The sequence below is a fragment of the Streptomyces sp. NPDC000880 genome (assembly GCF_053599675.1).
The window spans coordinates 1-12,163 of the sequence record NZ_JBSFMS010000172.1; the positions used below are offsets into that span (position 1 = coordinate 1).

A 12,163-nucleotide genomic window follows, 5' to 3' on the forward strand; every position below is an offset into this window, starting at 1 on the left:
CCCGTCGTCCGGTGACAGGCTCAGAGACCGGATGAGACGTCCGTCTTCCCATACAGCGAACGCCAACCAGTCGACCACGCTGTGCATGGCGTGCAACGGCTTTTGCGGGGGGACTCGCCTTCGCCAACGTCTTCAAGCGGACGTTCGGACTCGCTGCCGAGCCGCTTCCCGCGAGAGTACCGTGCGACCCCGTACCGTGCCCTGACGGCCCAACAGTTTCTAACGGCGCGTCAATCGCCACAAGCAATGGCGCGGCATCACCACCCTTGGAGAAGACCGCGACCGTCTGCCTCCCCTTACTCCACTTCGCAGGCATCTTGCTGTAGTCCGCACGATGATCCGAATGAACGCTCCTCGCCCGTTCGCCGTGCTTCTGGTGCTTTCTTCACCGTGCCGGTCTCTGCTCCGGTGACCTGCGTAAATAATCAAGCGAGACCAGCCTCTACGCCTGCCCGGGTGACACATAAGTCGAATGTCATGTTGCGGTGGTGACGGACTGTCGGTTGCCTCATGAGCGGAGCACAGCAGAGGCGCCGCGCAGACAGGCCGGACACTGCTCCGTTGGAGGATCCTCATGCGTAACAGACATCTTGGTGTAGGTATCGGCCTGGTTCTCGGTGCCCTTGCTCTGTCGGCCCCGGCCGCCGTCGCCGCCGATGACTCAGACATCCAGATCCGCCCGGGAACCGCCTCCCCGGGCTCCACGGTCACCGTCAGTACCGAGGCATGCGGCGAGGACGTGACCTACGGCAAGGGCGAGTCGGAGGCGGGAGGGGCCTTCCACCTCTTCGAAGGTGACCGTGCGGGTGTGCTCACCGGCGAGTTCCAGATTCCGGAAGAGACCGACCTCGGCAGCGACACAGTCACCGTAAAGTGCCCACCGCGGATCAAGATCACGGATACGTACAAGGTCACCGACCACCAGCCGAGCGGCGCGGTCGACGCCGGCTTCGGGCCGGCCAAAGACAGAGGTACGCAGTTCGCCCTCGGCGGTGTGCTGCTCGCCGGAGCCGCAGCCGGGGTTGCTGTCAGGAGGCGCCGCCGCCCGAGCGGCATCCGACCCTGACCGCCCACCTCCCGCCACACCGGCCCCCGGACCGCACGGGTCCGGGGCCGCGAGGGCCCCACCCCACCCGCTGCGAAAGCAGAGGCTCGACCGCGATGGAAACAGGGCACAAGAGCAGGGCTTCCCCACACGCGTCCACCCCTTCGGTCAAGTTTCTGGCCTGCGCGCTGATGGCCGGTACCGTGCTGGTGATCAGCGGAGCACGCGACGAGCAGCCACCGCAGCCTTCCGCTGCCCAGGCCTTCTCCACCTCTGTACGCCCCGATCCCAGCGGCACCGCCTCAGCCGCGCGCCCCACCGTCCAGCCGCTGCCCCCGTCGGATCCGGTCCGGCTTCGGGTCCCCGCCATCGGCGTGGACGCCCCCATGACAAGACTGGACCTCGACGCGGCAGGGGCGCTACGGCCCCCGCCCGCCGACAAGCCCAGACTGGCCGGCTGGTACGGCGACGGCACGGCTCCCGGCTCGACAGGGACAGCCGTCACCGCCGGGCACGTGGACACGCCCGCAGGCCCCGGCGTCTTCCACGGCCTCGGGGCCCTGGCCAAGGGTGACACCATCGAGATCAGCCGGGCAGACCAGCGCACGGCCGTGTTCTCCGTCGACGCCGTGGAGGTCTACGACAAGAAGGAATTCCCGGACGAGAAGGTCTACGGCAGCTCCGACCTGCCCGAGCTGCGGGTGATCACCTGCGGCGGCAATTACTCCAAGCACACCGGCTACCAGGGAAACGTCGTGGTCTACGCGACGCTGACCGCGGTGAAGTAGCCACTCCCGAGGCACATGTGCGGCAGTCGTTCTGGGGAACCTGCGCCGAGCTGCGCGCCGTGGCGCCGGCCGGACCGCGCAAGCCCGGGGGACGCCACGGGCCCTCTGGGCCGCGTACCCAGTAGTTGCGGGCCGGCGCGAGAACCCGTCGCTCGAAGGCCGTGAACGCGGCCTCCTGCCGCCACTCCACCGCCGCCTTCGGGCTGGCCGCGAGGAACGCCTCGCAGCTGGGCCCCGGTTCGCGCTCCCCAGGGCGTCCTGCGAGGCACTCGCGCACCGGCCGGTAGCCGTCCAGGGTGCGCCACAGGCTGCGGCCCGGCAGGAAGGCGTACTCGAGGGAGGCGCGGGCCAGGTCCTTCAGTTCCCGGTAGGACAGGTTGTACCTCTGGGCCGCGCGGCGGTACTCGTCGCTGATGGTGATCCGGGAGACCCCGGCGTCGTCGGTGGCGAGCACGACGGGGACGCCGTGCTCCCGGTACAGCGGGAAGGGGTGCTCGGGGCCGGAGATGCCGAGGATCTGGTCGTTGCTGCTGAGCGGGACCTCTACGGCGATACGGCGCTCGGACATGGTCTCCAGCAGTTCGTCCGCCGCGTCCTCGTGCCGGATGTCGACGCCGTGGCCGATGCGCTCTGCGTGTGCAACGTTCACCGCCTCGCGGATGTGGAAGCCCAGGTCCTCGGGCTTGGCCAGGCCGGGGGCCAGTTCGCCCGCGTGCAGGGTGATGTGTGCCCGCGGGTGGACGCGGTGCAGATGGGCGAGCATCAGCATGTGGAGGCTGTAGTCCCGCAGGGAGACGGCTCCGTCCTCGGGCTGGACCAGGTTCACCGCGGCGAACCGCGGGTCTCGTTCGGCCAGTTCCATGGCCAGCGCCATCTGGGTGAAGACCCGTTCGGGGGTGCTGTTCCGCGAGACCTGCGAGATGAACCGGAAGGGCACCGCGCAGCCCGGGTCCGGCGTCGCGCTGTCGCAGTGGGCGGTGGCTCGGAACGCCGCGAGGCCTTGGGCGGCTTCGGTCTGTGCCTGGCGCACGACTTGGTCCATGGCACCGTCGGCGAGCAGGCTCTGGTACATCCGGAGCAGGTTCGCGTCGTAGCCGACCCGGTCGGCGAGCGCGTTGGCCCCGCGACTGTTGGAGGTGACCATAAGTTCTTGGTAGAACTGCTTCTGCCTGGCTGCCGTGTTCGACACCTCGGCCATCAACTCCCCGGGGTGGCGCGTGGCCACCTCGGAGAACTTGCCGAAGGTGGCGAAGAAGTGGTCGTGTCCCGACTCCTCGCCCGGCGTGAAGTCCTGCATCGACCAGGCCCGCAGCACCTGCGGTCGGAGCGCGGCGTCGGTACGCATCTCGACGGCGGGCCGGCTGTTCGCCGGGCACGGCGGTGGGAGGGCCCGCTGCGTGCCGTTCTCGATGCACAGACCATCCGCCATCGCCAGGTCCATCAGCAACTCGGTCGATGCCGCACCGGCGAGGTGGCTGTGCAGGTCGCCGCCCTTGGGCAGTTCGCGGAAGAAGGAGGCCAGCGCTTCAGGTTGGTCGCGGACGCCGTCCAGGTACGCCGATACGCGGCGTTCGACGGCGGGTGGCGGCGCCACGCCCGCATCGGCGCCTGCGGCGGCCGCTGACTGCGCGGCGAGCAGCGTCAGCGCCAGGGCGAGCAGCATCGTCGGACGGCTCCGTGCGGTGCCGCGAGTCTTGTTGATCATTCCGGCATCGTGGCCAGCCCCGTCGACGACTGACGAAGTGACAGGCCGTGATCACCTGAAGGGGCGAGTGGCCACGCGCCCACCAGCACGGTGGCAAGCTCCGCCGGGTCCACCGCCTGGCGCAGGTCGCTGACCTGGCCGTCGCCCACCTCGACTACGCGCCGGACACCCTCGGAGCGCAGGGCCATCTGGTCCGGGTACACCAAGCGGGCCATCGTCCAGGAGCCGCCGGTGCCCACGCCCGATGCCGCGGGTACGGGCGGCGGCACAGCGGACGGCCACGAGCCGCGCCGACGATAACGGCGACCGGGAAGGCGGCGCAGGCGGGGGGCTGACCTGCCGGTGACGGGCTCGAAGCGGGGCCCGCCACCGCGAGGGCCGCAAACTGCCGGCGCATGAAAGCCGTTAGTGGGGCCCACGCCGGGGAACCCGCGATCGTAGGCATATCCATACCAACAGCCCTACGGAAGAAGGCCCTCATGGCAGTCGCCAAGACGAGCGTGCTGATCCTGGACTGCGCGGAACCCGCGGCTCTGGCGGAGTTCTACGCCACCCTGCTCGATGCACGGACACAGGTGGGAGCGGACCCCGACTACGTCGAGATCGTCGGTAACGACGGCGTGCACCTGGCCGTGCACAGGGATCACGGGTACGCGCCACCCAGCTGGCCCCGGCCGGACGACTCCCAGCAGGCGCACCTGCGGATCCTCGTCTCGCACGACGACATGGACGAGGCCGAACGAGAGGCGATCAGCCTCGGCGCACGCCCGCTGGATACCAAGGACAACGGCGGGCTGCGCGATGTGCGCCTCTACTCCGATCCCGCCGGGCACTCCTTCTCGCTGGCCGTCTCGGCCCCGCGAGCCGACGCCCCCCGGACGCCGGAGCCCCAGGACGGCCTGCGCCTGGTCTGAGGCCGACGGCACCCGGCCTGACGTCGGCAGCACGGCCTCTCAGAGTTCGCGCAATGCGGGGAGCAGCTTTGTCTCCGCCCAGTCGAGGAAGGGCCGTTGATGGTCACCGCCCACCTGGACGAGCGCGATCTCGGTGAAGCCCGCCTCCGCATACGGCCGTACGGCCTCGACGAAATCGTCGACCTTGTCCCCGCACAGAATGGACCGGGCGACGACCGCGGGGGGGGGTAACGGGGCGTCGGGCACGTCACGTACGTCATGAGCGGGATCCGGGAGGTGGCCTGGGCGGCCGCGCCGAGGACGCTCCATGCGTACGGGGCGTGGCCCTGGGACGCCAGCCATGGGAAGTAGTGGTCGGAGGTGACGGAGAAGTCGAAGCCCGCGCGCTCCGCGCCGACGACGTGCTCGACGAGTTCACGGGGCCGGCCTGCTCGGTCATCATCGTGTATCCGAATTGCGTTATATCGGTCCTGTTGTCGATCTTCGGCAGATGAAACCTCGGCCATGCCGGAGGCAGCTGCCGCACCTGACCGGGTAGCCGCAATGAACAACATCATTGATCACAGCATCATTGATCCAGGCCGGTGATATCGGCGGCGCGGCGGAACACGTCGACGAGCATGGGGAGGGTGAGCCGCCCGGTGAATGTGTTGTGCTGGCTCGGGTGGTAGCAGCCGAGAAGATGCAGCTCCCGGCGCTCCCCCCGGCCGGGAAGTGTCACCTGGGCGCCGTGCGCGAACACGGGCCGGCGGCGCGGCAGTTGCCACCCCGCCTCGCTGAGGACGGGCAGCAGCGCCTGCCAGCCGAAAGCGCCGAGGACGACCGCCGCGCGCAGGGTGGGGCGGAGCAGTTCCAGCTCCCTCGCCAGCCATGGCCGGCAGGCGTCCCGCTCGGCCGGGGTCGGCCTGTTCTGCGGTGGTGCGCAGTGGACGGGTGCCGTGACCCGTACTCCGCGCAGCTTCAGCCCGTCGCCGCGCTGCGTGGAGTCCGGCTGCGAAGCGAGGCCGACGGCGTGCAGCGCGGCGAAGAGGATGTCGCCCGACGCGTCCCCGGTGAACATCCGGCCGGTCCGGTTGCCCCCGTGCGCCGCGGGCGCGAGCCCGACCACGGCCAGAGCCGCGTCCGGCGGGCCGAATCCGGGGACCGGCCTTCCCCAGTACTCCCAGTCCCGGAAGGCGGCGCGCTTCGTTGCGGCGACCTCCTCCCGCCAGGCCACCAGCCTGGGACAGGCCCGGCACTGGGCCACATGCGCGTCCAGCTCGCCAAGTTCCCGGCAGCGCGGTGCGCTGCGCGCGGGAAAGTCACCGTCGTCAGGACTCGGCGGTGGCTGTGCCACTTCGCTTCCCTCCCTGTGTCGAGGCGCCCTTCTGAGCGGCGCGGACCCGCATCCGGGAGCCCTCTTGCGACGCCCCGGAGCCGCTCGGCTTCGACGTCTGGAGCGCCTTCCCCGACGGACCTGTCGGGGATGCCACCACAACATAGCCGGGCCGTCAGGCGGCGAAGCCGAGGTTCGTCACGTACTCGTACTTCCCCCAGTCGGAGCCGAGGTCGGCGATCTGGTCGATCCACGCGTCGCCCAGGGCCTGGAGGCCGCCCGCCGACCATGCTCGGACGATGACCTCGCTTCGACAGGGCGCGGTGGGTCAGTGGCGGGCTGCGGGGACTGCGGCAGTGTCGGAGTCGGAGGTGGAGGCGGTGACGACCAGGCTGTGGGTGGTCGCCGTGCGGCGCTCCAGGAGGTGGGAGACGACCGCGAGGCCGAGGGCCGATGCGGCAAGGGCGGCGCCGACCCAGTTGGGTGCGGTATAGCCGAGTCCGGCCGCGATGACGATGCCACCGAGCCAGGCGGCGAGGGCGTTGCCGAGGTTGAAGGCGCCGATGTTGACGGCGGAGGCCAGGGTGGGAGCGCCCGCGGCCTGGTCCAGGACCCGCTTCTGCAGCGGCGGTACGGTCGCGAAGCCCAGCGCGCCGATCAGGACGATGGTGATCGCCGCGGTGACCGTGTTGTGCGCGGTGAGGGTGAACAGCGCCAGTACGAGGGAGAGGGCGCCCAGCGACACATACAGCAGCGGCATCAGGGCGCGGTCTGCGAACTTTCCGCCGATCAGGTTCCCGCCGACCATGCCGAGGCCGAACAGGACCAGCAGCCAGGTGACGGACGAGTCGGCGAACCCGGCGACCTCGGTCATCATCGGCGTGATGTAGGTGATCGCGGCGAAGACTCCGCCGAAGCCGAGGACCGTCATGGCCATGGCGAGCAGGACCTGCACATTGCGGAAGGCCGCCAGCTCGTGGCGCAGCCGTACGCCTTCGGGCTTGGGCTGCTCCGGCACCAGCTTCGCCACGCCGAGCAGTCCGAGGACGCCGAGGGCGGCGACGATGAAGAAGGTGGCGCGCCAGCCGGCGCTCTGGCCGACGTAGGTGCCGAGCGGGACGCCGACGACGTTGGCGACGGTCAAACCGGTGAACATCATCGCGATCGCGCCGGCCTTCTTCTCCGGGGCGACGAGGTCGGCCGCGACGACCGAGCCGATGCCGAAGAAGGCGCCGTGGGCGAGCGAGGCGACGACCCGGCCGGCCAGCATCACGCCGAAGACGGGTGCGACGGCGGAGAGGACGTTCCCGGCGATGAACAGGCCCATCAACAGCATCAGCATCCGCTTCCGGGACACCTTCGTACCGAGGATGGTCATCAGCGGGGCGCCGAGCACCACCCCGAGCGCATAGCCGGTGACCAGGAATCCGGCCATCGGGATCGACACGCCGAAGTCCGAAGCGACATCGGGCAGCAACCCCATGATGACGAACTCGGTGGTGCCGATGCCGAAGGCCCCGATGGCGAGGGCGAGGAGCGCGAGTGGCATGGGAGAACCTTCCAGAAAAATTACATCTGCACCTTACAAGCGCCCACAATAATTGCAGACGCCACTACTTGCAAGCGCGCCATATCCTGCAGCCTCGACGCGGTCCATACCAAGTCCCGACAGTGGTCCATACCAAGCCCTTGACAGGCGCTTAGTTCACTTCTTAAATCACGTAGTGAACTAAGCCTCATGTCATATGCACGACATATCCCCTTCCTCCTTCATGCCCCGGAAGGGAGAGTCATGGACTCCCCACGTTTGGCACGGCGCCTGCTGGTGTCCGTTCTGTCCGTCCTGACCCTTGCGACTCTCACCAGCGGTCTCGCACAGGCCGAACCCCCACCGTCCCCCGCCGCGGCGGCACCGGCCGCCGTGACGTTCTCCGACGAGTTCGACGGCCCCGCGGGCTCCGCCGTCGACGCCGGCAAATGGCAGATCGAGACGGGCGACAACGTCAACAACCACGAGCGGCAGTACTACACGGCGGGCAACCGCAACGCCGCCCTCGACGGCCAGGGTCATCTGGTCATCACCGCCCGCCGCGAGAACCCAGCCAACTACCAGTGCTGGTACGGCAGATGTGAGTACACCTCCGCCCGGCTGAACACCGCGGGCAAGTTCACCCAGACCTACGGACACGTCGAAGCCAGGCTCAAAGTGCCGCGCGGCCAGGGCATGTGGCCCGCCTTCTGGATGCTCGGCAACGACATCGGCCAGGTCGGCTGGCCCAACTCGGGCGAGATCGACGTCATGGAGAACGTCGGCTTCGAGCCCTCCACCGTCCACGGCACGCTCCACGGCCCGGGCTACTCCGGCTCCGGCGGCATCGGCGCCGCGTACACCCTCCCCGGCGGTCAGGCCTTCGCCGACGCCTTCCACACCTTCGCCGTCGACTGGGCTCCCGATTCGGTGACCTGGTCGGTCGACGGCAACGTCTACCAGCGGCGTACGCCTGCCGATCTCGGCGGCCGTACCTGGGTGTTCAACAAGCCGTTCTTCCTGATCCTCAACCTCGCGGTCGGCGGCTACTGGCCCGGCGACCCCGACGGCAGCACCGTCTTCCCCCAGCAACTCGTCGTCGACCATGTGCGGGTCAGCACCAGCGACAACCCAAGCGTCGGCGGCACCATCACGGGTCTGGGGGGCAAGTGCGTGGACGTGGCGGGAGCCAACAGCACCAACGGCACACCCGTACAGCTCTACGACTGCAACGGCAGCGGCGCCCAGCAGTGGAACGTCGGCACGGACGGCACGATCCGGGCGCTGGGCAAGTGTCTGGACGTCACCTCCGGCGGGACGGCAGACGGCACCACCGTCCAGCTCTGGGACTGCAACGGATCAGCCGCCCAGCGATGGACCGTCACCGCCGCCCGCGACATCGTCAACCCCCAGGCCGACAAATGCCTGGACGCCACCGGCAACAGCTCAGCCAACGGCACCCGCCCGCAGATCTGGACCTGCACCGGAGCCGCCAACCAGAAATGGACGGCGCCCACCGGCGGCCGCGACCCGGCGCCCACCGGCCCCATGGCTGTCGCCCCGTACATCTACAACGGCTGGGGCAGCCCGCCCAGTCCGACCACCGTCATGAACGCCACCGGCGTCCAGTGGTTCACGCTCGCCTTCGTCCTCAGCAACGGCTACTGCAACCCGCAGTGGGACGGGAGCAGGCCGCTGACCGGAGGCGTCGACCAGCAGACGGTCAACGCCGTCCGCGCGGCCGGCGGCGATGTGATCCCGTCCTTCGGCGGCTGGAGCGGCAACAAGCTCGAAAGCTCCTGCGGCAGCGCCGGCGAACTGGCCGCCGCCTACCAGAAAGTCATCAACGCCTACGGGCTCAAGGCGATCGACATCGACATCGAGGCCGCCGCGTACGACAGCCCCACCGTCCAGCAGCGCACGGTCGACGCGTTGAAGACCATCAAGGCCAACAACCCCGGGATCAAGGTGTATGTCACCTTCGGTACCGGCCAGAACGGCCCCGACGACAGCCTCATCCGCAAGGCCGCGGCGTCCGGCCTGACCGTGGACAGCTGGACGATCATGCCGTTCAACTTCGGCGGGGCCGGCCAGAACATGGGCACGCTCACTCTCCGTGCCGCCGAAGGGCTGAAGAACACGGTCAAGAGCGCCTACGGCTACACCGACGACCAGGCCTACCGGCATACCGGCATCTCCTCGATGAACGGCATCACCGACAACAACGAGACCGTCACGGTCGCCGACTTCCGCACCATCCTCGGCTACGCGCAGCAGCGGCACCTCGCGCGACTGACCTTCTGGTCGGTCAACCGCGACCGCCCCTGCACCGGCGGCGGCGCAGACACCTGCTCGGGCGTCTCCCAGCAGCCGTGGGACTTCACCCGAGTCTTCGCCCAGTACACCGGCTGATCCCTCTCCCCCGTCCGTCAGCCCCATCTGTCACCCTCATCCGTCAACCCCCCACCGAGCCGGCCCGCCGGCACAGGAGAAACCGTGCTCCAATCCCTGCGAACGCCCAGAGCGGGCCGTCACGCCTTCACAAACGCCCGCCGCGCAAGGCCTCTTGTGGCCGGCCTCGTCGTGGTGGCCTCGGCCTTTTCGGTCCTCGCCGCCATCCCGTCCACCCAGGCGGCCACTCCTCAAGGAGCCGCCGGGGCCGCCGCCCTGCCGACCAGCTGGGCCACCGTGGTGAACAGCGGCAGCGGCAAGTGCCTGGACGCACGCTCGGCCGCGACCGTGAACGGCACCGCCGTCCAGCAGTACGCCTGCAACAACTCCACCGCCCAGCAGTGGAGCTTCACCGCCACCAGCGACGGCTTCGTGCGGATCAACAACCGCAATGACGCGAACCAGGTCGTGGACGTGAGCGACGTCTCCACCGCCGACAACGCCGCGGTACACCTGTGGACGTACGGCGGCGGCAACAACCAGCAGTGGCAGGCCGTGGACGAGGGCGGCGGCGCGTACCACTTCGTCAACCGCAACAGCGGCAAGTGCCTGGACGTGCCCTCCGCGTCCACGGCCGACAGCGTCCAGTTGGTCCAGTACACCTGCAACAACTCGGCAGCCCAGCGGTTCCAGGTCGCGCCCGTGAACTCCGCGCCCGGCGACGTAGACCTCGGTCCGAACGTGGTCGTATTCGACCCGTCGATGCCGTCCGCGACCATCCAGAGCCGACTGAATTCGATCTTCCAGCAGCAGGAGCAGAACCAGTTCGGCTCCCAGCGCTACGCGGTGATGTTCAAGCCCGGCACCTACAGCAACGACGTCAACGTGGGCTTCTACACCCAGGTTCTGGGCCTCGGCCAGTCGCCCGACTCGGTGACGATCAACGGCGCGGTGCACGTCGAGGCCGACTGGTTCCCGCCGCAGAACGCCACTCAGAACTTCTGGCGCGGCGCCGAGAACCTCTCGGTGAACCCGGCCGGGGGCACGGACCGGTGGGCGGTATCCCAGGCGGCTCCGTACCGGCGCATGCATGTCCGCGGCAACCTGGCCCTGGACGACGGCGGCTGGGCGAGCGGCGGATTCATGGCCGACAGCAAGATCGACGGTCAGGTGCGGTCCGGTACGCAGCAGCAGTGGATGACCCGGAACTCCCAGCTCGGCAGCTGGACAGGGTCCAACTGGAACATGGTCTTCGTCGGTAGCCAGGGCGTTCCGGGCAACAGCTTCCCCAACCCGCCCTACACGACCGTGAACCAGACACCCACGGTCCGGGAGAAGCCCTTTTTGTACGTGGACGGCACCGGCGCCTACAGGGTGTTCGTACCGTCCCTGCGGGCCAACTCCTCGGCCACCACGTGGGCGGCCGGCAACGCCGCCGGTACCTCGCTCGGCATGGACCAGTTCTTCGTCGTGAAGGCCGGGACGACCGCCGCGCAGATCAACGCCGCGCTGGCCGAGGGGAAGAACCTGCTGGTCACCCCGGGTGTCTACCACTTGAATCAGACCTTGCGGGTGACTCGCCCCGACACCGTGATCCTGGGGCTCGGCCTCGCCACGTTCATCCCGGACGGCGGCGTCACCGCCATGACGGTCGCCGATGTCGACGGCGTCAAGGTCGCGGGCATCCTCTTCGACGCCGGTACGACCAACTCGCAGACCCTGATGGAGGTCGGCCCGGCAGGCTCCTCCGCCGGCCACAGCGCCAACCCGACGTCCCTGCACGACGTGTACTTCCGGGTCGGCGGCGCCGCGGTGGGCAAGGCGACCACGAGCCTGGTGGTCAACAGCGACAACGTCATCGGCGACCACATGTGGATCTGGCGCGGCGACCACGGCAGCGGCATCGGCTGGAACAGCAATACGGCGGACACGGGACTCGTCGTCAACGGCGATAACGTGACCATGTACGGGCTGTTCGTGGAGCACTACCAGAAGCATCAGACGATCTGGAACGGCAACGGCGGGCGCACGTACTTCTACCAGAACGAGATGCCGTACGACCCGCCCAACCAGGCCGCCTGGATGAATGGCTCGACCCAGGGCTACGCGGCGTACAAGGTGGCCAACTCGGTCACCAGCCATCAGGCGTTCGGGCTCGGGAGCTACTGCTTCTTCAACGTGAATCCGTCCGTGACCGCCGAGCACGCCTTCGAGGTACCCAACAATCCGAATGTGCAGTTCCGGAACATGGTGACCGTCTCGCTCGGGGGCAACGGAACCATTCGCCATGTCATCAACGACAGAGGCGGCCCGTCCAACTCCTCGACGAATGTGGCCAATCTCGTCAGCTATCCCTGACGCGCTCTTCCCGTAGTACACCGGCCGGTACAGGTCCCGCGCCTGGAGCGCGTCGGTGTCCGTGTGCTGCTGGGGCGGCGTGTCGGTGGTGGTCATCACTGCCACCGGAGCGAGTCGGT

Annotated in this window: 9 protein-coding genes and 3 pseudogenes; 5 read left to right on the forward strand and 7 right to left on the reverse strand. The window is 68.8% G+C overall.

The genetic code is table 11. The features are described from left to right. A partial coding sequence (locus ACWDO5_RS33105; RefSeq protein ID WP_450534262.1) for a DUF6928 family protein occupies positions 1-87 on the reverse strand: 87 nt, incomplete at its 3' end. Positions 88-574: 487 nt separating this feature from the next. Here ACWDO5_RS33105 and ACWDO5_RS33110 point away from each other — a divergent pair. Next, entirely contained in the window at positions 575-1,066 is a 492-nt protein-coding gene (locus tag ACWDO5_RS33110) for a sortase (protein WP_450534254.1), read from the forward strand. Positions 1,067-1,236: 170 nt separating this feature from the next. Beyond that, positions 1,237-1,833, forward strand: coding sequence for a class F sortase (locus ACWDO5_RS33115; protein WP_450534255.1), 597 nt, complete (start codon positions 1,237-1,239; stop codon positions 1,831-1,833). Here the strand turns inward: ACWDO5_RS33115 and ACWDO5_RS33120 are convergent. Together ACWDO5_RS33120 and ACWDO5_RS33125 are read right to left on the reverse strand one after the other, a co-directional pair. Beyond that, complete coding sequence (locus ACWDO5_RS33120) at positions 1,751-3,538, reverse strand: adenosine deaminase family protein (protein ID WP_450534256.1); 1,788 nt, start codon at positions 3,536-3,538, stop codon at positions 1,751-1,753. The two genes, ACWDO5_RS33115 and ACWDO5_RS33120, sit on opposite strands and share 83 nt — an antisense overlap. Further along, positions 3,535-3,744: a hypothetical protein gene (locus ACWDO5_RS33125; RefSeq protein ID WP_450534257.1), complete on the reverse strand. Its 210-nt coding sequence runs from the start codon at positions 3,742-3,744 to the stop codon at positions 3,535-3,537. The genes ACWDO5_RS33120 and ACWDO5_RS33125 overlap by 4 nt, the downstream gene beginning before the upstream one ends. Positions 3,745-4,017: 273 nt before the next feature. Between ACWDO5_RS33125 and ACWDO5_RS33130 the strand changes: the two genes are divergently transcribed. Further along, the gene (locus tag ACWDO5_RS33130; RefSeq protein WP_450534258.1) at positions 4,018-4,452 is read left to right on the forward strand and encodes a VOC family protein; all 435 of its coding nucleotides are present in this window, start codon (positions 4,018-4,020) and stop codon (positions 4,450-4,452) included. Positions 4,453-4,491: 39 nt separating this feature from the next. Here ACWDO5_RS33130 and ACWDO5_RS33135 read toward each other — a convergent pair. The 4 genes and pseudogenes from ACWDO5_RS33135 to ACWDO5_RS33150 form a co-directional block, all read right to left on the reverse strand. Further along, positions 4,492-4,915 (reverse strand): annotated as a pseudogene (locus ACWDO5_RS33135) (LLM class flavin-dependent oxidoreductase). A gap of 105 nt (positions 4,916-5,020) precedes the next feature. Then, positions 5,021-5,788 carry a uracil-DNA glycosylase gene (locus ACWDO5_RS33140; RefSeq protein WP_450534259.1) on the reverse strand — a complete coding sequence of 256 codons (768 nt, stop codon included), beginning with the start codon at positions 5,786-5,788 and terminating at the stop codon, positions 5,021-5,023. A gap of 154 nt (positions 5,789-5,942) precedes the next feature. Further along, positions 5,943-6,080: pseudogene (locus tag ACWDO5_RS33145) on the reverse strand (transcriptional regulator); the annotation flags it as partial. 15 nt (positions 6,081-6,095) lie between these two features. Next, positions 6,096-7,316 (reverse strand): MFS transporter, encoded by a 1,221-nt coding sequence (locus tag ACWDO5_RS33150; protein ID WP_450534260.1) that lies wholly within the window; start codon positions 7,314-7,316, stop codon positions 6,096-6,098. 243 nt (positions 7,317-7,559) lie between these two features. Between ACWDO5_RS33150 and ACWDO5_RS33155 the strand changes: the two are divergent. Both ACWDO5_RS33155 and ACWDO5_RS33160 read left to right on the forward strand, forming a co-directional pair. Beyond that, positions 7,560-8,804: pseudogene (locus ACWDO5_RS33155) on the forward strand (ricin-type beta-trefoil lectin domain protein); the annotation flags it as partial. 1,059 nt (positions 8,805-9,863) lie between these two features. Beyond that, a complete protein-coding gene (locus ACWDO5_RS33160) occupies positions 9,864-12,044 on the forward strand; it encodes an RICIN domain-containing protein (RefSeq protein ID WP_450534261.1) in 2,181 nt (726 codons plus the stop codon). The last annotated feature ends 119 nt before the right edge of the window (positions 12,045-12,163 follow it).

Coding starts and splice junctions, on each gene's coding strand:
- ACWDO5_RS33110 (WP_450534254.1), top strand. CDS start 575: ATGCGTAACAGACATCTTGGTGTAGGTATCGGCCTGGTTCTCGGTGCC.
- ACWDO5_RS33115 (WP_450534255.1), top strand. CDS start 1,237: ATGGCCGGTACCGTGCTGGTGATCAGCGGAGCACGCGACGAGCAGCCA.
- ACWDO5_RS33120 (WP_450534256.1), bottom strand. CDS start 3,538: ATGATCAACAAGACTCGCGGCACCGCACGGAGCCGTCCGACGATGCTG.
- ACWDO5_RS33130 (WP_450534258.1), top strand. CDS start 4,018: ATGGCAGTCGCCAAGACGAGCGTGCTGATCCTGGACTGCGCGGAACCC.
- ACWDO5_RS33150 (WP_450534260.1), bottom strand. CDS start 7,316: ATGCCACTCGCGCTCCTCGCCCTCGCCATCGGGGCCTTCGGCATCGGC.